The organism is Aeromicrobium sp. Root344 (genome assembly GCF_001425755.1).
Taxonomy (GTDB): Bacteria; Actinomycetota; Actinomycetes; order Propionibacteriales; family Nocardioidaceae; genus Aeromicrobium.
Window position 1 is genome coordinate 730,466 of the sequence record NZ_LMDH01000001.1, and the last position, 25,632, is coordinate 756,097.

Annotated in this window: 21 protein-coding genes and 1 tRNA gene; 1 reads left to right on the forward strand and 21 read right to left on the reverse strand. The window is 65.9% G+C overall.

Going from position 1 to position 25,632, the window contains the following annotated elements; all coding sequences use genetic code 11:
* Positions 1 to 22: 22 nt before the first annotated feature.
* The 21 genes from ASC61_RS03635 to ASC61_RS03735 form a co-directional block, all read right to left on the reverse strand.
* Positions 23 to 3,841, reverse strand: a complete 3,819-nt coding sequence (locus ASC61_RS03635) for a DNA-directed RNA polymerase subunit beta' (protein ID WP_056209489.1) — start codon at positions 3,839 to 3,841, stop codon at positions 23 to 25.
* Positions 3,842 to 3,910: 69 nt separating this feature from the next.
* Complete coding sequence (rpoB, locus tag ASC61_RS03640) at positions 3,911 to 7,375, reverse strand: DNA-directed RNA polymerase subunit beta (RefSeq protein WP_056209492.1); 3,465 nt, start codon at positions 7,373 to 7,375, stop codon at positions 3,911 to 3,913.
* Between the two features lie 369 nt (positions 7,376 to 7,744).
* Positions 7,745 to 8,473, reverse strand: coding sequence for a hypothetical protein (locus ASC61_RS03645; RefSeq protein WP_056209494.1), 729 nt, complete (start codon positions 8,471 to 8,473; stop codon positions 7,745 to 7,747).
* Positions 8,470 to 9,027, reverse strand: coding sequence for a hypothetical protein (locus tag ASC61_RS03650; RefSeq protein ID WP_056209497.1), 558 nt, complete (start codon positions 9,025 to 9,027; stop codon positions 8,470 to 8,472). The genes ASC61_RS03645 and ASC61_RS03650 overlap by 4 nt, the downstream gene beginning before the upstream one ends.
* Complete coding sequence (locus ASC61_RS03655) at positions 9,024 to 10,247, reverse strand: MCE family protein (protein WP_056209501.1); 1,224 nt, start codon at positions 10,245 to 10,247, stop codon at positions 9,024 to 9,026. The genes ASC61_RS03650 and ASC61_RS03655 overlap by 4 nt, the downstream gene beginning before the upstream one ends.
* Positions 10,244 to 11,590, reverse strand: a complete 1,347-nt coding sequence (locus ASC61_RS03660; RefSeq protein ID WP_056209504.1) for an MCE family protein — start codon at positions 11,588 to 11,590, stop codon at positions 10,244 to 10,246. The genes ASC61_RS03655 and ASC61_RS03660 overlap by 4 nt, the downstream gene beginning before the upstream one ends.
* Before the next feature lies 1 nt (position 11,591).
* Positions 11,592 to 12,755 carry an MCE family protein gene (locus ASC61_RS03665; protein WP_082530433.1) on the reverse strand — a complete coding sequence of 388 codons (1,164 nt, stop codon included), beginning with the start codon at positions 12,753 to 12,755 and terminating at the stop codon, positions 11,592 to 11,594.
* Positions 12,755 to 13,750 (reverse strand): MCE family protein, encoded by a 996-nt coding sequence (locus tag ASC61_RS03670; RefSeq protein ID WP_056209510.1) that lies wholly within the window; start codon positions 13,748 to 13,750, stop codon positions 12,755 to 12,757. Before ASC61_RS03670 ends, ASC61_RS03665 begins: the two co-directional genes overlap by 1 nt.
* A complete protein-coding gene (locus ASC61_RS03675) occupies positions 13,747 to 14,835 on the reverse strand; it encodes an MCE family protein (RefSeq protein ID WP_056209513.1) in 1,089 nt (362 codons plus the stop codon). Before ASC61_RS03675 ends, ASC61_RS03670 begins: the two co-directional genes overlap by 4 nt.
* Positions 14,832 to 16,265 (reverse strand): MCE family protein, encoded by a 1,434-nt coding sequence (locus ASC61_RS03680; protein ID WP_056209516.1) that lies wholly within the window; start codon positions 16,263 to 16,265, stop codon positions 14,832 to 14,834. The genes ASC61_RS03675 and ASC61_RS03680 overlap by 4 nt, the downstream gene beginning before the upstream one ends.
* Positions 16,266 to 16,268: 3 nt before the next feature.
* A complete protein-coding gene (locus tag ASC61_RS03685; protein ID WP_056209519.1) occupies positions 16,269 to 17,114 on the reverse strand; it encodes an MlaE family ABC transporter permease in 846 nt (281 codons plus the stop codon).
* Positions 17,115 to 17,116: 2 nt separating this feature from the next.
* Positions 17,117 to 17,836 carry an MlaE family ABC transporter permease gene (locus ASC61_RS03690; protein WP_056215250.1) on the reverse strand — a complete coding sequence of 240 codons (720 nt, stop codon included), beginning with the start codon at positions 17,834 to 17,836 and terminating at the stop codon, positions 17,117 to 17,119.
* Between the two features lie 136 nt (positions 17,837 to 17,972).
* The gene (locus tag ASC61_RS03695) at positions 17,973 to 18,932 is read right to left on the reverse strand and encodes an ABC transporter ATP-binding protein (RefSeq protein ID WP_056209521.1); all 960 of its coding nucleotides are present in this window, start codon (positions 18,930 to 18,932) and stop codon (positions 17,973 to 17,975) included.
* Positions 18,933 to 19,206: 274 nt separating this feature from the next.
* Positions 19,207 to 19,599 carry a 50S ribosomal protein L7/L12 gene (rplL, locus tag ASC61_RS03700; RefSeq protein WP_056209524.1) on the reverse strand — a complete coding sequence of 131 codons (393 nt, stop codon included), beginning with the start codon at positions 19,597 to 19,599 and terminating at the stop codon, positions 19,207 to 19,209.
* Positions 19,600 to 19,653: 54 nt separating this feature from the next.
* Positions 19,654 to 20,319 (reverse strand): 50S ribosomal protein L10, encoded by a 666-nt coding sequence (gene rplJ / locus ASC61_RS03705; protein WP_056209528.1) that lies wholly within the window; start codon positions 20,317 to 20,319, stop codon positions 19,654 to 19,656.
* A gap of 305 nt (positions 20,320 to 20,624) precedes the next feature.
* Complete coding sequence (locus tag ASC61_RS03710; RefSeq protein WP_157439363.1) at positions 20,625 to 21,437, reverse strand: hypothetical protein; 813 nt, start codon at positions 21,435 to 21,437, stop codon at positions 20,625 to 20,627.
* A gap of 147 nt (positions 21,438 to 21,584) precedes the next feature.
* Positions 21,585 to 22,298, reverse strand: a complete 714-nt coding sequence (rplA, locus tag ASC61_RS03715; protein ID WP_056209533.1) for a 50S ribosomal protein L1 — start codon at positions 22,296 to 22,298, stop codon at positions 21,585 to 21,587.
* An 83-nt stretch (positions 22,299 to 22,381) separates the two neighbouring features.
* Positions 22,382 to 22,810 carry a 50S ribosomal protein L11 gene (gene rplK / locus ASC61_RS03720; RefSeq protein WP_056209536.1) on the reverse strand — a complete coding sequence of 143 codons (429 nt, stop codon included), beginning with the start codon at positions 22,808 to 22,810 and terminating at the stop codon, positions 22,382 to 22,384.
* 51 nt (positions 22,811 to 22,861) lie between these two features.
* Positions 22,862 to 23,728 (reverse strand): transcription termination/antitermination protein NusG, encoded by an 867-nt coding sequence (gene nusG / locus ASC61_RS03725; protein WP_235503472.1) that lies wholly within the window; start codon positions 23,726 to 23,728, stop codon positions 22,862 to 22,864.
* 16 nt (positions 23,729 to 23,744) lie between these two features.
* The gene (secE, locus tag ASC61_RS03730; protein WP_056209538.1) at positions 23,745 to 23,966 is read right to left on the reverse strand and encodes a preprotein translocase subunit SecE; all 222 of its coding nucleotides are present in this window, start codon (positions 23,964 to 23,966) and stop codon (positions 23,745 to 23,747) included.
* Between the two features lie 35 nt (positions 23,967 to 24,001).
* Positions 24,002 to 24,074, reverse strand: a tRNA-Trp gene (locus tag ASC61_RS03735).
* A 158-nt stretch (positions 24,075 to 24,232) separates the two neighbouring features.
* Between ASC61_RS03735 and ASC61_RS03740 the strand changes: the two genes are divergently transcribed.
* A complete protein-coding gene (locus ASC61_RS03740; protein ID WP_056209540.1) occupies positions 24,233 to 25,630 on the forward strand; it encodes an NAD-dependent malic enzyme in 1,398 nt (465 codons plus the stop codon).
* Positions 25,631 to 25,632 lie beyond the last annotated feature (2 nt).

Sequence of the window (25,632 nt, forward strand, 5' to 3'; positions counted from 1 at the left end):
GCTGTTGACGTGTGGTGCGTGGCTACTTCTCGTACGACGTGAAGTCGAAGTCATCCAGCTGCACCGGAGCGGAGTCCGGAGCGCCGAAGCCGTAGTCGTAGTCGCCGTAGCCGGTGACGGCGTAGGCGGCCTGACGGGCCTCTTCGGTCGGCTCGACCCGGATGTTCTTGTAACGGTCGAGACCGGTACCAGCCGGGATGAGCTTGCCGATGATGATGTTCTCCTTGAGCCCGCGCAGCGCATCCGACTTGCCGTGGATGGCCGCGTCGGTGAGGACGCGGGTCGTCTCCTGGAAGGAGGCGGCCGACAGCCACGACTCGACGGCCAGCGAGGCCTTCGTGATGCCCATCAGGACCGGACGGCCGGAGGCGGGGGTGCCACCCTCGGCGACGACGCGACGGTTCTCTTCCTCGAACTTGGCCCGATCGACCAGGTCACCCGGGATGAGGTTCGACGCGCCCTGCTCGATGACCGTCACGCGACGGAGCATCTGTCGCACGATGATCTCGATGTGCTTGTCGTGGATCGCCACGCCCTGCGAGCGGTAGACCTCCTGGACCTCGTCCACGAGGTGCTCCTGAGCCCGGCGGACACCGAGGATGCGCAGGACTTCCTGCGGATCCGGGGTGCCGTGCGTGAGCTGCTGGCCGACCTCGACGTGGTCGCCGTCGGCGATGAGCAGACGCGAACGCTTGGTCACGGGGTACTCCAGCACCTCGGAACCGTCGTCCGGCGTCACCACGAGCTTGCGCGTCTTGTCGGAGTCGTCGATCTCGACCCGTCCAGCGGACTCGGTGATCGGCGCACGGCCCTTGGGCTGACGCGCCTCGAAGAGCTCCACGACGCGCGGCAGGCCGTGCGTGATGTCGTCTCCGGCCACACCACCGGTGTGGAACGTACGCATCGTCAACTGCGTGCCCGGCTCACCGATCGACTGGGCCGCGATCGTACCGACGGCCTCACCGATGTCGACGAGCTTGCCGGTCGCGAGCGAACGGCCGTAGCACTTGGCGCACGTGCCGGCCTTGGCCTCACACGTCAGGACCGTACGGACCTTGATCTCCTCGACACCGGCAGCGATGAGCTGCTCGATCTCGACGTCGCCGAGGTCGCCGCCGGCCGCCACGAGCACATTGCCCTTGGCGTCGGTGACGTCGACGGCTGCCGAGCGCGAGTAGGCCGAGGTCTCGACGTTCTCGGCGGCGACCAGACGGCCGTCGTCGAGCTTCGTCGCGATGACCTTGGGCAGGCCGCGCTCGGTGCCACAGTCGTCCTCACGGATGATGACGTCCTGGCTGACGTCGACGAGTCGACGCGTCAGGTAGCCCGAGTCGGCCGTGCGGAGAGCCGTGTCGGCGAGTCCCTTGCGGGCACCGTGGGTGGCGATGAAGTACTCGACCACCGACAGGCCCTCGCGGAAGTTGGCCTTGATGGGACGAGGGATGATCTCGCCCTTGGGGTTGGCGACCAGACCACGCATGGCGGCGATCTGACGGACCTGCATCATGTTTCCGCGGGCACCGGAGTCGACCATCATGAAGATCGGGTTGTCCTCGTGGAAACCCTTCTCCATCTCGGCCGAGACCTCGGCAGTCGCCTGCGTCCAGATCTCGATGAGCTCCTGACGACGCTCGTCCTCGGTGATGAGACCGCGGTCGAACTGCGTCTGGACCTTGGCCGCCTGCGTCTCGTAGGTCGCGAGGATCTCGGGCTTGCGGCCCGGGGTCACGACGTCCTCGATGGAGATCGTCACACCGGAGCGGGTGCCCCAGTGGAAGCCGGTGTCCTTGAGGTTGTCGAGCGAGTTGGCGACGTCGACCTTGGAGTAGCGCTCGGCGAGGTCGTTGACGATGACACCGAGCTCCTTCTTGCCCACCTGGTAGTTGACGTAGCGGTAGTCCTCGGGCAGCGCCTCGTTGAAGATCGCGCGACCCAGGGTCGTCTCGACGGTCTCGCCGCCGATGCGGATCTTGACGTGGCTCTGCAGCGTGATCTCGTCACGCTCGAACGCCATGATGGCCTCCGAGACCGAGCTGAACGCGCGACCCTCACCGACGTGCCCCGCACGCTCGAGCGTGAGGAAGTACAGACCGATGATCATGTCCTGGGTCGGCATCGTGACCGGCCGGCCGTCAGACGGCTTCAGGATGTTGTTGGTCGACAGCATCAGGATGCGGGCCTCGGCCTGCGCCTCCGCGCTCAGCGGCAGGTGCACGGCCATCTGGTCACCGTCGAAGTCGGCGTTGAAGGCCGAGCAGACGAGCGGGTGGATCTGGATGGCCTTGCCCTCGATGAGCTGCGGCTCGAACGCCTGGATGCCCAGACGGTGCAGTGTGGGTGCACGGTTGAGCAGCACGGGGTGCTCGGTGATGACCTCTTCGAGGACGTCCCACACGACCGGGCGAGCCCGCTCGACCATGCGCTTGGCGCTCTTGATGTTCTGCGCGTGGTTGAGGTCGACCAGCCGCTTCATGACGAACGGCTTGAACAGCTCGAGTGCCATCTGCTTGGGCAGACCACACTGGTGCAGCTTGAGCTGCGGGCCGACGATGATGACCGAACGGCCCGAGTAGTCGACGCGCTTGCCGAGCAGGTTCTGGCGGAAGCGACCCTGCTTGCCCTTGAGCATGTCGGAGATCGACTTGAGCGGACGGTTGCCCGGTCCGGTGACCGGACGACCGCGACGGCCGTTGTCGAACAGCGAGTCGACGGCCTCCTGCAGCATGCGCTTCTCGTTGTTGACGATGATCTCCGGAGCACCCAGGTCGAGCAGTCGCTTGAGCCGGTTGTTGCGGTTGATCACGCGGCGGTAGAGATCGTTGAGATCGCTCGTCGCGAAACGTCCACCGTCGAGCTGGACCATCGGGCGAAGCTCCGGCGGGATCACCGGCACGGCGTCGAGGACCATGCCCTCGGGCGCGTTGCTGCTGCCGAGGAACGCCGAGACGACCTTGAGGCGCTTGAGCGCACGGGTCTTCTTCTGGCCCTTGCCGGTCGCGATGATCTCGCGCAGGGACTCGGCCTCGGCCTCGAGGTCGAAGTCCTGCAGGCGCTTCTGGATCGCCGTGGCGCCCATGTAGCCCTCGAAGTACTTGCCGAAGCGGTACGTCATCTCGCGGTAGAGCAGCTCGTCGCCCTCGAGGTCCTGGACCTTGAGGTTCTTGAAGCGGTTCCAGACCTCGTCAAGACGGTCGATCTCGCGCTGCGTACGGTCGCGACGCTGCTTGGCCTCACGCTCGGCGGCGTCCTTGACCTTGCGCTTGGCGTCGGCCTTGGCGCCCTCGTCCTCGAGCTCCTTGAGGTCCTCCTCGAGCTTCTGCATGCGCTCGTTGACCTCGTTGTCACGACGGCTCTCGAGCTGCTTGCGCTCGAGGTCGATCTTGGTCTCGAGGCTCGACAGGTCCTTGTGACGCGCGTCCTCGTCGACCTTGGTGATCATGTAGGCCGCGAAGTAGATGACCTTCTCGAGGTCCTTCGGGGCCAGGTCGAGCAGGTAGCCGAGCCGGCTGGGCACACCCTTGAAGTACCAGATGTGCGTGACCGGAGCGGCGAGCTCGATGTGGCCCATGCGCTCACGGCGCACCTTGGACCGCGTGACCTCGACGCCGCAGCGCTCGCAGATGATGCCCTTGAAGCGCACGCGCTTGTACTTGCCGCAGTAGCACTCCCAGTCCCGGGTGGGACCGAAGATCTTCTCGCAGAAGAGGCCGTCACGCTCGGGCTTGAGCGTGCGGTAGTTGATCGTCTCCGGCTTCTTGACCTCACCGAACGACCATCCGCGGATGTCGTCGGCGGTCGCGAGACCGATCCGGATCTGATCGAAGAAGTTCACGTCGAGCACGTTGTCTTCTTTCCCTTGCTTGTTCTGAAAACTGATGTGGTTGCGATGGGGAAGGTCCAGCCCTGGGGGCTAGACCTCCTCCACGCTGGAGGGCTCACGCCGGGACAGGTCGATGCCGAGTTCTTCGGCGGCACGGAAGAGATCCTCTTCCGCGTCGCGCATCTCGACGGCCGAACCGTCACTGGACAGCACCTCAACGTTGAGACACAGGGACTGCATCTCCTTGACGAGAACCTTGAACGACTCGGGGATGCCGGGTTCGGGCACGTTCTCGCCCTTGACGATCGCTTCGTAGACCTTGACGCGTCCGAGGATGTCGTCCGACTTGATGGTCAGGAGCTCCTGCAGCGCGTACGCCGCTCCGTAGGCCTCGAGGGCCCACACCTCCATCTCACCGAAGCGCTGTCCACCGAACTGCGCCTTACCGCCGAGAGGCTGCTGCGTGATCATCGAGTAGGGACCCGTGGAACGTGCGTGGATCTTGTCGTCGACGAGGTGGTGCAGCTTGAGCAGGTACATGTAGCCGACCGAGACGGGATCGGGGAACTTCTCGCCGGTACGACCGTCGAAGAGCACCGCCTTGCCGTCACGCTTGACCATGCGCTCGCCGTCCCGGTTGGGGAGAGTCGAGGCCAGCAGGCCCTGGATCTCGTCCTCACGGGCGCCGTCGAACACGGGCGTCGCGATGTTGGTCGAGGGCTCAGCCTTGTCCGCCTTGATCTTGCGGAGGGTCTGCGCCCACTCGTCCTTCTCGTCGTCCGGGATCTGCCAGCCGGTCTTGGCGACCCACCCGAGGTGGGTCTCCAGCACCTGTCCGACGTTCATGCGTCCGGGGACACCGAGCGGGTTGAGCACGATGTCGACGGGCGTGCCGTCCTCCAGGAAGGGCATGTCCTCGACCGGAAGGATCTTGGAGATGACGCCCTTGTTGCCGTGGCGACCGGCGAGCTTGTCGCCGTTGGAGATCTTGCGCTTCTGGGCGACGTAGACGCGTACGAGCTGGTTGACGCCCGGGGAGAGCTCGTCACCCTCGGCCGCGTCGAACACGCGAACGCCGATGACGGTGCCCGACTCACCGTGCGGGACCTTGAGCGAGGTGTCGCGCACTTCGCGCGCCTTCTCACCGAAGATCGCACGGAGCAGGCGCTCCTCCGGGGTCAGCTCGGTCTCACCCTTGGGCGTGACCTTGCCGACCAGGACGTCGCCGTTGCCGACCTCGGCGCCGATGCGGATGATGCCGCGCTCGTCCAGGTCCGCCAGCATTTCCTCGCTGACGTTGGGGATGTCGCGCGTGATCTCCTCGGGACCGAGCTTGGTGTCGCGGGCATCGACCTCGTGCTCCTCGATGTGGATCGAGGTCAGCAGGTCGTCCTGGACGACTCGCTGCGAGAGGATGATCGCGTCCTCGTAGTTGTGACCCTGCCACGGCATGAATGCCACGAGCAGGTTGGTCCCGAGGGCCATCTCGCCCTCGTCGGTGCACGGGCCGTCGGCCAGCGGAGTGCCGACCTCGACGCGCTGACCCTGCGCGACCAGCGGACGCTGGTTGGTGCAGGTGCCCTGGTTGGAGCGACGGAACTTCGCCAGGCGATAGGTGAAGTAGGAGCCGTCGTCCTGCATGATCTCGATCGCGTCCGCGGACACCTCGTTGACCACACCGGCGACCTTGGCCACCGTGACGTCACCGGCGTCGACGGCGGCACGGAACTCCATGCCGGTGCCGACGAGCGGCGCGTCGTTGCGGATCAGCGGGACGGCCTGACGCTGCATGTTCGAGCCCATGAGGGCGCGGTTGGCATCGTCGTGCTCGAGGAACGGGATCAGCGCCGTGGCGACCGACACCATCTGACGAGGCGAGACGTCCATGTAGTCGACGTCGCCGGCGGGACGAAGCTCGGCCTCGCCACCCTTCTGGCGTACGAGGACCATGTCCTCGGCGAACGTGCTCTTGTCGGTCAGGACCGAGTTGGCCTGCGCGATGATGAAGCGGTCCTCGTCCGTCGCGGTGAGGTAGTCGACCTGCTCGGTGACCTTGCCCTTGACGACCTTGCGGTAAGGCGTCTCGACGAAGCCGAACGAGTTGATCCGGCCGTAGGAGGCGAGCGAGCCGATCAGGCCGATGTTGGGGCCTTCGGGAGTCTCGATCGGGCACATGCGGCCGTAGTGCGACGGGTGGACGTCACGGACTTCGTATCCGGCGCGCTCACGGGACAGACCACCAGGTCCGAGGGCGGACAGGCGACGCTTGTGCGTCAGTCCGGCCAAGGGGTTGTTCTGGTCCATGAACTGGCTGAGCTGCGATGTGCCGAAGAACTCCTTGAGCGCCGCGACGACCGGGCGGATGTTGATCAGGGTCTGCGGCGTGATGGCCTCGACGTCCTGGGTCGTCATGCGCTCGCGGACGACGCGCTCCATGCGCGCCAGACCGGTGCGGAGCTGGTTCTGGATCAGCTCGCCCACGGTGCGCATGCGGCGGTTGCCGAAGTGGTCGATGTCGTCGGCCTCGACGATCGTCTGACCAGCCGGCGTGGCCAGCTCGGTCTCGCCGGCGTGCAGCGCGACGATGTACTTGATCGTGGAGACGATGTCGTCGATCGTCAGCGTCTGCTGGTCGAAGGCCTCTTCGACGCCGAGCTTCTTGTTGATCTTGTAGCGACCGACCTTGGCCGTGTCGTAGCGCTTGGCGTTGAAGTAGTAGTTGTCCAGCAACGTCTGCGCGGCCTCGCGGCTGGGCGGTTCGCCCGGACGCAGCTTGCGGTAGATGTCGAGGAGCGCCTCGTCCTGGGTCGTGGTGTTGTCCTTCTCCAGGGTCAGGCGGATCGACTCGTACTGGCCGAACTCCTCGAGGATCTGCGCCTCGCTCCAGCCCAGTGCCTTGAGCAGCACCGTGACGCTCTGCTTGCGCTTGCGGTCGAGGCGTACGCCGACCAGGTCACGCTTGTCGATCTCGAACTCGAGCCACGCACCACGCGACGGGATGACCTTCGCGGTGTAGATGTCCTTGTCGGACGTCTTGTCGGGAACGCGCTCGAAGTAGACACCCGGCGAGCGGACGAGCTGCGACACGACGACACGCTCGGTGCCGTTGATGATGAACGTGCCCTTGTCCGTCATGAGCGGGAAGTCGCCCATGAAGACGGTCTGGCTCTTGATCTCGCCGGTCTCGTTGTTCATGAACTCGGCGGTGACGAACAGCGGAGCGGCGTAGGTGACGTCGCGGTCCTTGCAGTCCTCGACGGAGTACTTCGGCGGCTCGAAGCGGTGGTCACGGAACGACAGGCTCATCGTCTCGGAGAAGTCCTCGATCGGGGAGATCTCCTCGAAGATCTCCTCGAGCCCGGACTTGGTGGAGACGTCCGTGCGGCCACCGGCGAGGGCTTCCTCGACGCCGGCCTTCCAGGAGTCGTCGCCGATCAACCAGGCGAAGCTGTCGGTCTGCAGAGCCAGGAGCTCTGGGACCTCGAGGGGTTCTGAGATTTTTGCAAAAGAGATGCGGCGGGGCTGAACAGGTGCGGAGGTGCGCGAGGCGGCCAAGAGGGGTCCTTCCAAGGGCTCGCAGGCGGGTGGCTCGATGGATCGTGCTGCGCGCACGCCAATCGACCCCGGTCAAGGGGACATGGGCAGACAGAGCGGGCGCGAAAGTTCAGTGTAACCCGCAGGGCACAGCGAAGCAAGGGCGGGTCTTGACAAAGCCCGCTGCTTGGGGGAGTCTATTTGGCTTTTCGGACGAATCGGCGCATTTCACGCACGAACTCGCCCGCAAGTCGCCCCAAACCTTGCGCGAGCTGAGGAGCTCGCTTATCGGGCGCGGCAAGCCGCGCCCAAACCCTGCGCGAGCTTTTCGTCGCGCCTATCGGGCGCGGCAAGCCGCGCCCCGAGCCTTGCGCGAGCTGAGAAGCTCGCTTATCGGGCGCGGATGTCGTTGACGAGCCAGCCGTCGTCGGTCTTGACCATCGACACGCTCGCGCGGTTGGAGAACACCGTCGGGGTCTTCGACTCGCTGGTCAGCCGTGCCTGGTCGTAGAACACCAGGACATCCATCTTGGTCGTCGAGCACTCGTCGCCGCAGGGCATGGCCGCGGCATCGCCGACGACGCTCTGCATCTGGACGTTGCGCTGCTGCGCCGCCTCCTGCAGGGCCGGCTCGTACTTCTTGAACGTCTTGGCGAACGACGGCGTCATGATGGCCGTCGATGCCGACAGGTGCTTGTCGAGCTCGGTGTACTTGTAGGTGAACACCGTCTCCACGGCGCTGGCGGCGGCAGCGGTCGCCTGCTCGCGCGCGTCATCGAGCCGCTCCCCCGCGCCGTGCACGTGTCGGTAACCCTGGACGGTCAGGACGACCCCCAGGACAAGGGCGGCAACCGCGACGAGGGCGGCCGGGACGGTCCACCGCAGGTCGGGATTCGACGTCTTCTCGGACGCCTGCTTCGGCGCCTTGGGCGGGCGGGGCGCCTTGACCGTCGGTGCAGCCTTGGCCGGAGGGGCGGCGGCCGGCTTCTGCGTGGCGGCCTTCCTGACCGCCGCCGCGCGCGCCGGCACCTTGCGCGCCGAGGGCTTCGCGGCAGGGACGGCCGGCTTGCCCTCGCCGGCGATCCGGCGACGACGGGCGGGCCCGGTCGGATCGCTCATTCTCCGCTGCCTTCGCTGGGGGTCGCCGACGGCGACGGGGTGGCCACCGCAGAACGCGGGGCGACACTCTCGAAGTCCGAGATCAGCCACGTGCCGTTGGTCTTGGTGAACGAGACCTTCCAGCGGAAGTGTCGCAGGACGGCGGCCTTGTTGTCGGTGTTGGTGATCTTGGCGTCCACCGCGACCATCGCCACCGCGGAATCCTTGTCGATCGTGTCGACGGCGGTGGCCTGCACCTTGGCACCACCGCTCTTCTGGCTCTTGGACTCAAGCGCCTTGAAGATCACGTCGGTGACCTTGACGAACTCCTTGTCGTACTTCGGCGTCAGCAGGCCCTTGAGCCGCTTCTGGTAGTCCGCCGCGTTGGACACGTCGTACGTGTTGTAGGCCACCGCGAAGTCCGTGGCCCGCGACGTGATCTCGTTGCGGTCCTTGGAGTCCTCGTAGGGGTTCAGCTTGAGCAGGACGAGACCGATCGCCGAGAGCACCACGCCGAGAACCGTGGTGACCACCAGGAGAGCGATGACTCGGGTGCGGCTGGACCTCTCGGTCACTGTTGGGCCGGGCCGAGCAGAAGCCACTTCCAGGTGTCCTTTCCGGTGGGCACAGATGCGTCGGACGTTGCGGCCGACCGCTGCAGCACGGTCTTGGACGGCTGCCGCGCAATGTGGTTGTTGGCGACTTTACAGTCCGCTTCCGTATCGAAGGCGCGGTCACTGATGACCGCCTCCTCACGACGCTCACGGTAGCCCGATGCGGCACCGCCGTTCTGGTCGTACGTGCAGGTCGGCGTCGGGTCGAGCGCCACGAGACCGAACGTCGCGTTGTAGTCGCCGGTGCCCTTGCCGTTCTTGACGACCTCGTCGAGCACGGAGAACGAGCCTTCGACGAGGTAGGGGTAGAGGATGAAGATCGCCTGCAGCCCGAGAACGTTCTCCGACAACGGCTTGCTCGCGGTGACGAGGTCGCGAATGGCGTTGCCGAGGTCGGCGGAGTTCTCGTTGACCACGGCGTTGAGCGTCGCGGCGCTCTCGCTGCCCTTGTCGAACAGCCGGCGCAGGTCGGGATCCGCATCGACCAGGCTGTCTGACAGCAGAGCCAGGTTCTTGGAGAACGTGCCGATGTCGTCCGACTTGTCGATCTGGGTCTGCAGCACCGAGGACGAGTCACGGATCAGTGCGCGGGTCACGTCGATGTTGTCGTCGGCGGCCTTGATGAACTCCGACGACGTGTCGAGGATCGTCGACAGGTCCTGACCCGTGCCCTCGAACGCCTGACCGAGCTCGTTGACGACGGTGCGCAGGCTCTCGGTGTTGACCGACGACACGAGGTCGTTGACGTCCACGAGCAGCGTCGTCGTGTCGATCGGGATGCGGGTGTTGCGGAGCGAGATCGCCGAGTCCTTGCGCAGGTAGGGCGCCGAGTTGTTGCGCGGCTGCAGGTCGACGAACTGCTCGCCGATCGCCGACTTGTTGGCCACCACGGCCTCGACGTCGGCCGGGATCTTGGGCGCGTCGTTCTCGATGTCGAGCCTCGCCTGGACGCCGTCGTCCTTGAACTTGAGCTTGCCGACCTTGCCGACGGGGATGCCGCGGTAGGTCACCTGGGCGCCGGCGAAGATGCCTCCGGAGTCCTTGAACTGCGCCGTCACCGGGAACGTCCGGTCCACGAACAGCCGGTCGACCTGCGCGTAGCGACCACCGACGAACGCGCCGCCCAACAGGGTGACGATCGCGAAGATCACCAGCTGGATCTTGGTGAGCCTGGAGATCATGGTGCCACCGCCGGTTCCACGAGGAGTTGTCCGAGATCGCCGGACGGCACACTGGCGACCGCCGTACGGCACGTGTTGAGCAGCGAGCAGATGCCGCCCTTGCTCGGTGTGGGGCTCGCGCTCGGCGCCGGCGTCGTGGCGCCGGAGTCATCCGGCGTCGTGGTCGAGCCGCTGGACGGGACCAGGCCCGTGACGAGGTCGACCAGGTCCTGGGCCGGGGTGCCGGGCACGACACTCGTGCTGCCGTCGGGGTTCGTCTCGGTCTTGGTCGCCCCGGCCTGGGCGGCATAGCCGTCGAGGATGTTGGTCAGCTGCGTCGCGCTGATGTCGATACCGAGGTTGAGGTTGGCGAAGTCGCCGAAGCAGACGCCCTGCTTGACCGTGGGCGGGCCGTCCTCGCACTTGCCGGACGCTGCGGCGTAGGTGTTGCCGACGAAGCCGTCGGAGAACGGGTAGGTGAGAAGCACCTTCGTCGCGGTCGCGAGGTCGTCGCCGGCCTTGGTCAGGTTGGTCAGCGTCGGCACGAGGGCGCGCAGGTTGGCGACGGTGTCGGCCTTGGAGTCGCGGATGACGCCAGTCGCCACGTCGCTGAGCCTGGACAGCGACTGGAGCAGCTTGACGAGGTCGTCGCGCTGGTTGTTGACGACTCGCAACGCGCCGGGCAGATCGTCGAGCGCACCGGTGATGGCGGCCTTCTGGTTGTTGGTCGCCACCGCGAGCCGGTTGATCTTCTCCAGGGACGTCAGCAACGCTGCCTTGTTGTCGTCGAGCTGGCCGATGAAGGCGGTCGTGGAGTTGATGAGCTCCTTGACCTCGGGCTCGTTGCCGCCGAGAGCGTTGTTGAGCTCCTTGACGATCGTGTTGGTCTTCTCGAGACCGCCGCCGTTGAACAGCAACGACGCCGCTCCGAGCACTTCCTCGATTTCGGGGTTGCGGCTGGACCGGTCGAGCGGGATCGTGTCGCCGTTGCTGAGCGTGCCGCGAGCGCCGGTCTTGGGCGGCGCGAGCGACACGAACTTCTCGCCCAGCAGGCTGGTCTGGCGGATCGTCGCCTCGGTGTTGTCGGGCAGCTTGGCGTCGTGGTTGACCTTGAGCGTGACGACGGCCGTCCAGCCGTTGAGCTTGATGTCGGTGACCTTGCCGACCGCGATGTCGTTGACGCGTACGGCGCTCTGCGGCACCAGGTCGAGGACGTCGCGGAACTGCACCTTGATCGTGTAGGGATCGCTGCCGAGGTCGGCGCCGCCGGGCAGCGGGAGCTTGTAGGGCGAGAAGCCGCAGCCGCTGAGCAGCAGCCCCATGACACCGGTGACGACACCGGCACGAAGAAGTCGGCGGTTCATGTCAGTTCACCCCCAGCATCTGCGCGAAGGTCGTGTTGACCTTGTCCGGCGGAGTCACCGGCGCGGACGCGGCGGCCGTGCGCGGCAGTGCGTTGCCGAGCACGCCGGACAGCGTCTTGCACAATCCGTTCTCGACGGTCTCACCGAGCAGGTTGCACACGAAGGTCGCGGGATCCTTGAGCGAGCCGTTGAGCAGCTCGGGGATGTCGGCGCGGGTGTCGAGCGTGCCGGCCGTGCCGTTGTAGGCCAGGGCGACGTTGGTCAGGGCGGTCGGCGCAGCGATCGTCTGCTCCTCGATCTCGGCCTTGTGCTTGGCGAGCACCGCTGCGAGCGAGGCGATGTTGTCGATGTTGCTGCGCAGCTTGCCGCGGTTCTCCTTGACGAGGGAGTTGACGTCGACCAGGGCGAGGCTGAGCTGCCTCAGCGTCTCCTTGAGGTCGTCACGCTCGCCGGCGAGGACCGTCGACACCTTGGCCGTGCTGTCGTTGAACGAGCGCACGGCCGAGTCGTTGGTCTTGAGCAGGCTCACGAAGTCCTCGACCTCCCGCAGGCTGCCGAACAGCTCGTCCTTGTTGTTGGACAGCGTCGTGCTGAGCTTGCCGAAGTTGTGGATCGTCTCGTTGAGCTGGGCACCCTGGCCGTCGAGCTGCTTGGCCGAGTCGTCGATGAGGCTGCTGAGCGAGCCCTCCTTGTTGGCGCCCTTGGGGCCGAGCGCCACCGACAGGTCGTCGAGCGACTGGTAGATCTGGTCGAGCTCCACCGGAACGGCGGTGCGGTCGACCGGCAGGACCGCATTGTTCTTGAGCACCGCTCCGCCGGTGTAGGCCGGGGCGAGCTGGATGAAGCGGTCACCGACGATCGACGGCGAGACCACGACCGCCTTGACGTCGTTGGGCAGCTTGACGTCGCCCTTGTAGGAGACCTTGGCGCGTACGACGTCGCCGCGCGGCGTGAGGCTCACGACCTCGCCCACCGGGACGCCGAGGATCTTGACGTCGGATCCCTTGTAGACCGAGTTGGTCTGCTCGAAGTCGATCGTGATGTAGCGCTTGCCGTCGCCGTTGTTGACGACCAGCGCCACGGCTGCCAGCAGGGCGAGCACGACGAACGCGGTGAGCACCTTGGAGATGCCGGCGAACCGTTGTGCCAATCCGGATGGACTCATCAGTTGCCCCCTCCCAGCGCGTCTTCGATCTGCTTGCGGATCCCGGAGACCGAGGCCGCACCACCGAGGTAGGTGTCGAACCACGGCCCGGTGCCGAGCGAGTTGGAGAACACCCGGAGGAAGCCCGGGTAGATCCGGAGCGCCTCGTCGAGGCTCGCCTCGTTCCTGCGGAGCATCGTGGTCACCACGTCGAGCTGGTCGAGGGCCGGCTTGAGGTCCGAGCGGGTGTCCTTGACGAGCCCGCGCAGCTGCGTCGAGATCGACTGGGTCGACACGAGCAGGCGGTGAATCGAGTCGCGTCGCGCACTGATCGCCGAGAACAGGACGTCGGAGTCCTTGAAGAGCGTGACGAGCTGCGTGTTGCGCGAGTTGAGGACACCCGAGACCTTCTTGAGGTTGACCAGCAGCGTGTTGATCTGGTCGTCGCGGGCGGCCAGGTTGCGCGAGAGGTCGGAGACGCCCTTGATCGCGCCGCGGAACTCCTCGGGGGTGCTGGCGGCGACGTCGGCGAGGCTGTCGAGGGCCTTGGACAGCTCCGGGATGTTGATCTCGTCGGTCGTCTTGCTGAGCTCGGAGAACGCCTGCACGACGTCGTAGGGAGCGATCGTGCGCGCGACCGGGATCGTGCTGCCCTTGGGCAGGTGGCCCGGCCCCTTGGGAGTCAGCGCGAGGAACTCGGCGCCCAGCAGCGTCCGGACGCGGATGTCCGCCCCGGTCTCGGTGCCGAGGTCGGTGCCCTTGTCGATCTTGAACGTCACCCGCACCTTGTTGCCCTGGAGCTCGATGCCTTCGACCTTGCCGACCGCGACACCGGCGACGCGCACCTCGTTGCCGGCCTTGAGCGCACCGATCTCGGCGAAGTCGGCGTGATAGGTGTCGCCGCTGCCGATGATCGGCAGGCGGTCAGCGCGGAAGGCGCCCAGCATCAGCAGGGCGATCACGGCGATGCCGATGACGCCGATGACGACGGGATTGCGCTCGCGGAATGGCTTCATGGTGCATACCCCGGCTGGTCACAACGGGCTCCGCCGACCCCGAGGCCGTTGGGCCCGGCCAGGTCGAGCTTGGTCTCCGGCAGGATTCCCGCGATGGCGGGAATCGTGATGCTGCCGCGTGCGGCGCACAGGTAGAAGTTGAACTCGCTGCCGTTGGTGGCCGAGTTGCCGATCTTCTGCAGCTTGATCGGCAGGATCTTGATCGAGTTCTCGATCGTCGCCAGGTTGCGCTTGCTGCTGAGGTTCTTGGTCAGCGAGTTGAGCTGCTTGATGTCCTCGCCGATCGCCGGTCGACCCTGGACGAGCAGGTCGGACGTCTCGTCGGTCAGGTCGGAGATCGAGTCGACCGAGTTGAGGATCGCGTCGCGGTCGTCCTTGAGCCCGGTGACGAACTGCTGGAGCGTGTCGATCGTGTCCGACAGCTCCTTGTCGCGGCTGCCCACGGTGTCGAGCACCTGGCTGAGGTTGGTCACGACGTCGCCGATGAGCTGGTCACGGCCGGCCAGGGTGTTGGTGAGCGACGAGGTACGGGCGAGCAGGTTCTCGACGTTGCCGCTCTCACCCTGCAAGGTCTGCACGATCTCGTCGGCGAACTTGTTGGTGTCGGACGGCGAGAGCGCCTGGAAGACCGGCTTGAACCCGTTGAGCAGGACGTTGAGGTCGAGGGCTTCCTGCGTACGGCTCTCGGGGATCGTGCTGCCCGCCTTGAGCGTCGTCTTCGCGCCGTCGGCGCCCTGGGTCAGCGCGATGTAGCGCTGTCCCACGAGGTTGCGGAACTTGATCGTCACGTGGGTGTTGTCGGTCAGCGGGACGTCGCTGTCGACGCCGAACGTGACGAGCGCCTTGTCGCGCTTGATGATCTGAACCTTCTTGACCGAGCCGACCGCGACACCCGCGATGCGCACGTCGTCGCCCTTGGCCATGCCGGTGACGTCGGTGAAGACGGCCTTGTAGTCCTTGCGATCAGCGCCGAACGAGCCGTTGCTCAGCGTGAGCGCCAGGACCAGGGTCGAGATGCCGGTGAAGGCGAAGAAGAACCCGAGCTTGACCAGGGCGCTGATGGATTCGCGGTCGATCTGCTTCATCGGAGCTCCACCGCCGATCCACGGAGCACGGGGCTGATCAGCAGCGAGCCGATGTCGTCGACGCTCGAGGGCTGCATCCCGAGGGTGCCACCGAGCAGGACGTTGAGCTCGGCCCGCTCGCCCGGCGAGTCGACTCCGGTGATGCTCGGCTGGACCAGGTCCTGCAGCGAGACGCTCGAGGCTGCCGAGCGGTTGGCGAAGTCTGCTGCAGAGCCGAACTTGGCGTGCGGCTGCTTGATGCCGACGAGCTTGTAGACGTCGGCCGGGATCTTGAACGGGTGCGCCTGCGAGGAGTACTTCTTCTCCTCGGCCTTGCCCTTGTTGATCTCGTTGAGGTCGAGGCAGCTCGGCGTCGCCGCGTTGTCGGCCCGGATGTCCTTGCTGGTCTTGGCCGGTGCACCGGACGACGCGTTGTCGAACGTCTGCTGCGACGCCGTGAGGTTCTCGTTCTTGGCGTACGCATTGGGCTGGGCGATGACCTCGACGTTGATGTGCAGCTGCCCGTCACGGTAGGCGCTGTCGAGGCGCGGGACGAGCGTCGACATCGCGCCGAGGAAGCACGGGAACGTCGTGGAGTAGTCGCCGACCATCTCGAGGATCGGCCGGCCGAGCTTGTTGAGCGCCTTGATGTTGTCGCCGTTCGCCTTCGTGAAGTCGGTCAGGGTGTCGGACAGGCCGGTCGCCTCGTCGAAGAACGCCGTCAGCTGCGCCTTCTTGGCGACGATCGTGTTGCCGGTCACCACGGTGTTGCGCAGCAGTCGGCCGAGGTCGGGCATCGCCGCCGCGTAGGTGTCGGACACCGTGCCGAGCTTGTTGAGGTCGTCGACCAGCTGCGGGATGTCCGGGTTGACCTTCTGCAGGTAGCTGTTGGCCTGGACGAGTGTCTCGCCGAGCTGCTTGCCACGTCCGCTGAGCGCGGTCGAGACAGCGCTCAACGTGTAGGAGAGGTTGGCCGGGTCGACCGCGTCGAGCAACGGGTAGAGGTCGTTGAGCAGGGTCTCGACCTCGATGGGGACGTTCGCCTTGGTGATCGTGTCGCCGGCCTGCAGCGTCTCGCCGTCATCGGTCGCGGGCGGGATCAGCGCGACGTACTTCTCACCGAACAGGGTCTTGGGGACCAGCTGGGCCGTGACGCCCTTGGGGATGTCCTTGATGAGCTTGGGGTTGATCGCCAGCAGGAGCTTGACGCCGTCGCCGTCCGGCTCGACCTTGCGGACCTCGCCGACGATCATGCCGCGCAGCTTGATGTCGGCATTCTGCGGCAGGTTGACGCCGGTGGTGTCGGTCTTGAGGGTCACCGCGTCGTAGTTGACGAACGCCTTGGTGAAGAACGCCCACGTCACCCAGAGGATGAGGAGCAGCAGCGCGATGAATGCAGCACCCAGCATCTTGAGGGAGCCGGAGCGCTCGAGCAGGGGGGTACGAGCCATGGGTCAGCCCGCCAATCTCACGGTGACGTTCGTGCCCCAGATCGCCATCGAGGCGAGCAGGTCGACGACGTTGATCGCGACGATGGAGGTCCGCACGGCGAGGCCGACGGCGACACCCACACCGGCGGGTCCACCGCTGGCGTAGTAGCCGTAGTAGCAGTGGATCAAGATCACGACGACCGCGAAGATCAGGACCTTCGCGAACGACCACATGACGTCGCCAGGTGGCAGGAACGTGTTGAAGTAGTGATCGTAGGTGCCCGGACTTTGCCCGTTGATCTTGGTGATCGTCAATCTGGTGGCGAAGTAGGACGACAGCAGGCCGACGATGTAGAGCGGGACGACGGCGATCAGGCCGGCGATGACCCGGGTCGTCACGAGGAACGGCAGCGACGGGATCGCCATGACCTCCAGGGCGTCGACCTCCTCGCTGATGCGCATGGCGCCAAGCTGCGCGGTGAAGCCGCAGCCCACGGTCGCAGCCAAGGCGATGCCGGCGACGATCGGCGCGATCTCGCGAGTGTTGAAGTAGGCCGAGACGAATCCGGTCAGTGCCGCGGTGCCGAGCTGGTCGAGGGCGGCGTAGCCCTGGATGCCGACCTCGGTGCCGGTGAAGAAGCACATCGCCGTGATGACGCCGACCGTGCCGCCGATGACCGCGAGCGAGCCGGAGCCGAGGGCCACCTCGGCCAGCAGCCGGACGATCTCCTTGCCGTAGTTGGCGATCGTGCGGGGCACCGACGCGATGACGCGGATGTAGAACAGCATCTGACGACCGAGGTCGTCGAGGAAGTTGTTGAACTTGGCGGGGATGCCGGTGACGGCGGACAGAGCTGTCTTGTCGGACATCGTCACATCCCCTTCGGCGGCACGAGCTGGATGTAGATCGCCGAGATGAAGAAGTTGACGATGAACAAGAGAGTGAACGTGATGACGACCGCCTCGTTGACCGCGTCACCGACGCCCTTGGGACCACCCTTGGCATTCATGCCCTTGTAGGCCGCGACGATGGCCGCGATGAAGCCGAAGATCAGCGCTTTGACCATACCTTGATAGAGGTCTGGTAGCTGGGCGAGCGCCGTGAAGGACGCCAGGTAGGCGCCGGGGGTGCCGTCCTGCAGCACGACGTTGAAGACGTAGCCGCCGGCGACGCCGACGACCGTGACGAGTCCGTTGAGGAAGACCGCGACGAGCATGCAGGCCAGGACGCGGGGCACGACCAGTCGCTGGATCGGGTCGATGCCGAGCACCATCATGGCGTCGAGCTCCTCGCGGATCCGGCGGGCACCGAAGTCGGCGGCGATCGCCGAGCCGGCGGCCCCGGCGATCAGGAGCGCACACGCGATCGGGCCGGCCTCACGGACGACCGCGAGGACTGCGGCCGAACCGGTGAACGACTGCGCGCCGAACTGCTTGATGAGCCCGCCGACCTGCAGCGCGATGACGGCACCGAACGGAATCGAGACGAACGCGGTCGGGACGATCGTGACCTTGACGATGAACCAGGCCTGGAGCAGGAACTCCTTGAGCTGGAACGGTCGACGGAACAACGCGACGAGCACGTCCAGCATGAAGGCGAACAGGTTGCCGGCAACCCTCGCGGGTCCGGCGACAACAGCAGCGGTCACGCCACGACCTCCGTCAAAAACCCACGATACGGAGGCAGCGGCGCGACTCCTGCCTGACTGTTCGTTCGCTCGCGCTCGCTCACGCAACACCGCCGGCAGCCAGCGGCGTCTTCTCTCCGAAGGAACCGGCAGGGGCGGTGACGCCGTTGTCGCGGCACCAGGCGCCGGGCTCGCGCTGGGCACGGCGGGGCCGGCCGTCGGACGGCTCGAGCTGCAGCGGCACGGGCGGCAGCGGGGGCATCTCGATGCCCTGCTCGGCCGCGAGCTCGTCGGCGTCCTTCTCCTCGGACATGCCGATCGGGCCGACGGTCTGCGCGTTGAGGAACTGCGCCACGACGGGCTCGGACGACGTCAGCAGCATCTCGCGCGGACCGAACATCGCGAGGTGGCGGTGGTAGAGCAGGCCGATGTTGTCCGGCACCGTGCGCGCGGTGTTGACGTCGTGCGTCACGATCAGGAACGTCGCATCGATCTGCGCGTTGAGGTCGATGAAGAGCTGGTTGATGTAGGACGTACGGACCGGGTCGAGCCCGGAGTCGGGCTCGTCGATCAGCAGGATCTCGGGATCGAGGACCAGGGCGCGGGCCAGTCCGGCGCGCTTGCGCATGCCACCGGAGATCTCGCCGGGCAGCTTGTTCTCGGCACCGACCAGGCCAGTGAGCTCCATCTTGTCCATGACGATCTGGCGGATCTCGGACTCGGACTTCTTGGTGTGCTCGCGCAACGGGAACGCCACGTTGTCGAACAGGTCCATCGAGCCGAACATCGCGCCGTCCTGGAACAGCACGCCGAACAGCTTGCGGATCTCGTAGAGCTCCTTCTCGGAGCAGTTGGCGATGTCCGTGCCCTCGATGTAGACGTGGCCCTCATTGGGCTTGAGCAACCCGATGAGCGTCTTGAGGAACACCGACTTGCCGGTGCCGGACGGGCCGAGCATGACAGAGATCTCCCCTGCCGGAAGGGTCAGCGTGACGTCCTTCCAGATGAGTGAGCTACCGAACTTCTTGGTCAGCCCCTCGACGACGACTTCAACGCCCACGGTCGGCCCCTCCTTGCTTGCCGTGGTCTGCCGGCGAGTGCCGGCCGAACTACATCAATCCTAGGCCGGTGTGACCGCAGACACAGAGAGTAACGAGATATGGCAACCGAGGTTACGCTCCCGCACGCCTGGTGACTCGCCGGTAACTAACCGAAGGATCCGGTGAAACATACCCCATGTAACTCTGGGTGACAATCGTGACCCACGTCACCCCTGGACAGACAAAAGCGCCCCTCCCGAAGGAGGGGCGCTCTTGAATGGATTCAGCGACGAGTCACTTGACGGTGACGCTGGCGCCGGCGGCCTCGAGGGCCTCCTTGGCCTTGTCGGCAGCTTCCTTGTTGGCCTTCTCGAGGACAGGCTTCGGGGCGCCCTCGACGAGGTCCTTGGCCTCCTTGAGACCGAGGCCCGTGATCGTACGGACTTCCTTGATGACCTGGATCTTCTTGTCGCCGGCACCCTCGAGGATGACGTCGAACTCGTCCTGGTCAGCAGCAGCCTCGCCACCGGCGGCAGCGCCACCAGCAGCAGGAGCGGCGGCCGCGGCAACCGGAGCGGCCGCGGTGACGTCGAACGTGTCCTCGAACTCCTTCACGAACTCGGAGAGCTCGATGAGGGTCATTTCCTTGAATGCATCCAGCAGATCGCCGGTGCTGAGCTTCGCCATGGTGGCGTCCTTCCGTTATGAGACCCCGAGGGGGTCCCGATGTGAATCGGGCTTTCAGCCCTCGGTCGTCTCGGCGTCGGCAGACGCTTCGACAGGGGCGGCGTCGGCGGGTGCCTCGGCCGGGGTTTCTGCTTCCGCCGACTCGGCCACGGGGGCCTCCTCGACAGGGGCAGCAGGCGCGGGGCCGGCTGCCAGAACCGACGGGTCGCTCTCGGCCTTCGCCTGCAGGGCACCCAGAACTCGGGCGGCCTGCGACAGCGGGGCGTTGAACAGCGACGCGGCGTTCGTCAGGCTGGCCTTCATGCCACCTGCGAGCTTGGCGAGGAGGACCTCGCGCGACTCGAGGTCGGCCAGCTTGTTGATCTCGTCAGCAGTGAGGATCTTCCCGTCGAGGAAGCCCCCCTTGATGATGAGTGGCGTGTTGGCCTTCGCGAAGTCACGCAGACCCTTGGCCGCTTCCACCGCATCGCCCTTGATGAAGGCGATGGCGGTCGGACCGGTGAGGAGATCGGTGTCGATCTCCACTCCTGCGTCCTTGGCGGCGATCTTGGTCAGCGTGTTCTTGGCGACGGCATAGCTCACGTTCGCACCGAGAGTGCGCCGCAGTTCCTGCAGCTGCTTCACGGTGAGACCGCGGTACTCGGTGAGAACAGCGCCATTCGACTCGCGGAAGTTTTCCGCGAGCTCGGCAACGGCGGCTGTCTTGTCCGGGTTTGCCATGGGTCTCCTTCCAGCACATGGGTCCATCCGACGACTGCGATCCCATGTGCGTACACGGGCCCGACACGAAAAAACGTCCCGGCGCAAGGCACGGGACGTTGAAAGGACCAACATTCGCAACCTGCGCGGGCCGCCCTTCCGGGCGCTTCGTGCGACTCTCGCGAGTCACCGACCAGCGGTCTTCGGTAGGTCCAGAATAGGGCACGGCGGGACGGCGACCAAATTGGCGAACCCGAGGCCGCCTGCGGCCGGACGCACGAGAGCCCCCGACGCGGTCGAGGGCTCTCGCGGTGGCGTGGTGGCGGTCAGCCGGCAGCGGGCGCACCCAGCTGGCTGAGGTCCTTGTCCGAGATCTCTCCGGCCGACGGTGCCTTGATGTCGACCGAGTCGCCCCACTTGGAGTAGTCGATCGTCGACGTCGACCCGGCGAGGTCGAACTCCATGCGACGCGGCAGGTTGTCGGCGCCGATGAACATCGTGTAGACGATCGTGTCGGGGACCTGGGCCTTGGATGCCTCGGGCAGCTCCATGAGCGACTTGATCTTGCTCGTGTCGACCGTCACGACGTACGGCTGCGCGTCGACGCCGTCGATCTTCTGCGGCTTGCCCTTCTTCTCGAAGGACTTCATGGCCTCCTTGAACTGCTCCATCTGCTTCGACGGGTCCATCTGGTCCATGATCTGCCCGTACTGCTGGGCGAACGGGTTGCTCTTGTCCTTGAGGTCGATCTTCAGGAACTTGTTGTCGCTCATCGCGCCCATGTTCATGTAGAAGACCTGGTCGACGAGGCGCATGTCGGCCTGGATCGAGCCGAGGTCCATCGTCATCGCCACCGACGTGTCCGCGGCCGACGTGCCGAACTCGGCGTCGCCCTTGGCCTTGAACGACTGGCCGCCGGCACCGATCGTCATGTCGATGTGGGTGGACTTGGCCTTGACCTGCGAGTCGCCGATGACCTGCGCGAAGTTGGCCTGCGTCAGCGTCGTCTTGCTTCCACCGCCGGAGGGCGAGTCGGCCTTGTCGCCGTCGGAGCCGTCGCTGCCGCCACAGGCCGACAGGGACAGGCCGGCGAGCAGCACGGTCGCGACGACGGATGTCAATTTCCTCGAGAACGTCATGCCCCGAGCATAGGAGGCGGACAGTGTGTCGGAAAGGCTGGGCTCGAAGGACGCCCGGTCCAGTCGACCACGGCAGGCGCTGGCCGCGACGCACGAGAGCCCCCGGCAGGTGCCGGGGGCTCTCGTGACGTGGTGTGTCTGGGAGGCTCAGGCCTCGTCGACGGAGTAAGCCTTGGTGCGGCTCGGGTCGACCGGCACGCCGGGACCGTTGGTCGTGGAGACCGTGATCTTCTTGACGTAGCGGCCCTTGGAGCTCGCGGGCTTCAGGCGCAGGACCTCGTCGAGAGCGGCGCCGTAGTTGTCGGCGAGCTGCTCGGCGGTGAACGACGCCTTGCCGATCACGAAGTGCAGGTTGGCGTGGCGATCGACGCGGAACTCGATCTTGCCGCCCTTGATGTCGTTGACGGCCTTGGTGACGTCAGGCGTCACGGTGCCCGTCTTGGGGTTCGGCATGAGGTTGCGCGGGCCCAGGACGCGGCCGAGGCGGCCGACCTTGCCCATCATGTCGGGCGTCGCGACGACGGCGTCGAAGTCGAGCCAGCCCTCGTTGACCTTGTCGACCAGCTCGTCGGCGCCGACGAAGTCTGCGCCGGCCTCACGTGCTGCATCGGCGTTGGCGCCGGTGGCGAAGACCAGGACCCGTGCGGTCTTGCCGGTGCCGTGAGGGAGGTTGACGGTGCCGCGCACCATCTGGTCGGCCTTGCGGGGGTCGACGCCGAGCCGGATGGAGACATCCACCGTCGAGTCGTACGCCTTGCTCCCCGACTCCTTGGCCAGCGTGGTGGCCTGGAGTGGTGTGTAGAGGTTGCTCTTGTCGATCTTGTCGGCGACCTGTCGGTACGCCTTGCTGTGCTGTGCCATCTCTGGTCTTCCTTCTGTGTGAACCAGTTGTGGTCTGAACGGGCCCAGCGGGCCCTGCCACGTACTGCTTGGGTGAGGTGTTGCTAGTCCGTCGTGACGCCCATCGAGCGCGCAGTGCCCTCGACGATCTTCATGGCGGCATCGATGTCGGTCGCGTTGAGGTCCGGCATCTTGGTCGTGGCGATCTCGCGGATCTGGTCCTTGGAGATCTTGCCGACCTTGTCCTTGTGCGGAACAGGCGAGCCCTTCTGCAGTCCGGCAGCCTTCTTGATCAGCTCAGCCGCAGGCGGCGTCTTGGTGATGAAGCTGAACGTCCGGTCTTCGTAGATCGTGATCTCGACCGGGACGACGTTGCCACGCATGGCTTCTGTGGCCGAGTTGTAGGCCTTGCAGAACTCCATGATGTTGACGCCGTGGGGGCCGAGCGCGGTGCCGACGGGCGGCGCCGGGTTGGCCATACCGGCCTGCAGCTGCACCTTGACGATGGCTGCGACTTTCTTCTTGGGAGGCATTTCTCGGGTCCTTGACTACTGAATGGTTGGTGCTGATGAGAACCGGTTGGCTCAGACCTTCTGGATCTGGGTGAAGCTGAGCTCGACCGGGGTTTCGCGGCCGAAGATCTCCACGAGGGCCTTGACCCTCTGTGCGTCGATGTTGATCTCCGTGATGGTCGCGTGCAGCGTGGCGAACGGGCCATCGACGACCATGACGGAGTCGCCGACGGAGAAGTCGGTGAACTCGACCTTGGAGGCCTTCGCCTGCTGCTGATCGGGGGTGTCGGTCGCGGTTGCGACTTCTGCCTCCACTGCCGGGGCGAGCATGCTCTCGACCTCGGCAAGACTGAGGGGTACGGGCTGGTGGGAGTTGCCCACGAACCCGGTGACGGACGGCGTGTGGCGGACGACGCCCCACGACTCGTCGGTGAGGTCCATGCGGACCAGGACGTAGCCGGGGAGGACCGTGCGCTTGACGAGCTTGCGCTGGCCGTTCTTGATCTCGGCGACCTCTTCGGTGGGCACGACGACCTCGAAGATGTAGTCCTCGGCGTTGAGCGAGGTCACCCGGTTCTCCAGGTTGGACTTCACCCGCTTCTCCATGCCGGAGTAGGTGTGGACGACGTACCAGTCGCCGATCTGGTTGTGCAGGCGGTCGCGGAACTCCTGGAGCGCGTCGGCGACCGGCTCGTCCTCGGCGGGGACGTCCTCGGTCGGCGTCTCGTCGACGGCGTCCTCAGCGGCGACGTCCTCGACACCTTCGTCGTCGACGACGGCCTCGACGGGTGCGATCGAGTCCTCGGCGGGTGCGTCGTCGGCCTCGGCCTCGGGCGCCTCCGTCTCGGCTGCGACGTCCTCGGCAGCAGGGGTCGACGGCTCGAGCTCTTCGACCTCGTCGGTCTCGGAGCTGGTCTGCGGGTCGATGCCTTGAGTCACAAAATTCCTTTGGTTGCTACGCGAAGATCCAGAAAGCGGCCTTGCCGAACCCGTAGTCGAGTCCAGCCACGATGGCCATCATGAAGAGCACGAAGACGAGGACGACCCAGAAGTAGTTGACCACCTGGGGGCGAGTCGGCCAGACCACCTTGCGGAGCTCGGCGATCACCTGTCGGTAGAACGTGATCGGCGACGTGCGTTTGCCGGACGTGCCGGCCAGCTCGTGACGGTCGCTCACGGTACTCCTTCGTTGTGCTTCGTTGTCATGTCTCGCAGGGCACGAGGGACTTGAACCCCCAACCTTCGGTTTTGGAGACCGATGCTCTGCCAGTTGAGCTAGTGCCCTCAGTCGAATTCCATCCCAGGGTCAAACCTGATGAGGGCATGACGATCTAGAGTGAATATTCACCGGTGGGTCAAGTGTACGTGGTGCGCCCCGCCCTCGTCGAACCGAGGCCCGCGCCCCAAAAACCTGAGTCTTTCCTCATGTTTTAGCATGGTGGCATGCCCACTGCACCCAGCATCTCCTACTCGATCACGATCCGACTCGAGGTGCCGTCCGGCGGATCGGCGGTCAGTGAGCTCACGACGACCGTCGAGCGTACGGGCGGGATCGTCACCGCCCTCGACGTCACGGCGTCCGGCGCCGAAGCGCTGCGCATCGACCTCACCTGCGCCGCGTCCGACACCGACCACGCAGCCCTCATCGTCTCGGCGCTCGAGGCGATCAGCGACGTCAAGGTCGAGAAGGTCTCGGACCGCACGTTCCTCATGCACCTCGGCGGCGTCATCGAGACCGCGACGAAGCATCCGCTGCGCAACCGCGACGACCTCTCGATGATCTACACGCCCGGCGTCGCGCGCATCTGCATGGCGATCGCCGCCGACAAGGAGGACGCCCGCCGCCTGACGGTCAAGCGCAACAGCGTCGCGGTCGTCAGCGACGGCTCGGCCGTGCTGGGCCTCGGCAACATCGGCCCGCACGCCGCGATGCCCGTCATGGAGGGCAAGGCGGCGCTGTTCAAGGGCTTCGCCGACATCGATGCCTGGCCCATCTGCCTGGACACGCAGGACGTCGACCAGATCGTGGAGACGGTTGCGGCGATCTCCCCCGGCTTCGCCGGCATCAACCTCGAGGACATCTCGGCGCCTCGCTGCTTCGAGATCGAGGCACGCCTGCGCGAACGCCTCGACATCCCGGTGTTCCATGACGACCAGCACGGCACCGCGGTCGTCGTCCTCGCGGCTCTGCGCAACGCTCTCCAGGTCGTGGGCAAGGACATCGGCACGGCGCGCATCGTGCTGGCCGGAGCGGGCGCCGCCGGCACCGCGGTCCTCAAGGTGCTCATGCACGCCGGCGCGAAGCACCTCGTGGTGTGCGACGTCCAGGGCGTCGTGCACGAGGGACGTGAAGGGCTCGACGAGTCGCTGCAGTGGATCGCCGACAACACCAATGCCGGCCAGCTCACCGGCACGCTGCGCGAGGCACTGCCGGGCGCTGACGTCTTCATCGGCGTGAGTGCACCCAACCTGCTCAACGCCCAGGACATCGAGGGCATGGCCGACGACTCGATCGTCTTCGCGCTCGCCAACCCCGACCCGGAGATCGACCCGGCGATCGCCCGGCAGCACGCCAGGGTCGTCGCGACGGGCCGCTCCGACTATCCCAACCAGATCAACAACGTGCTGGCGTTCCCCGGGATCTTCCGCGGCCTGCTCGACGCGCAGAGCCACGGCATCGGCATGGACATCCTGCTGGCGGCGGCCGAGGCCATCGCCGGCAGCGTGACGGCCGACGAGCTCAACGCCAACTACATCGTGCCGAGCGTGTTCCACGCCGACGTGCACAAGCGGGTTGCCGCAGCGGTGCGCAAGGCGGCGGAGGCTGCTGACAAGGAGTGACA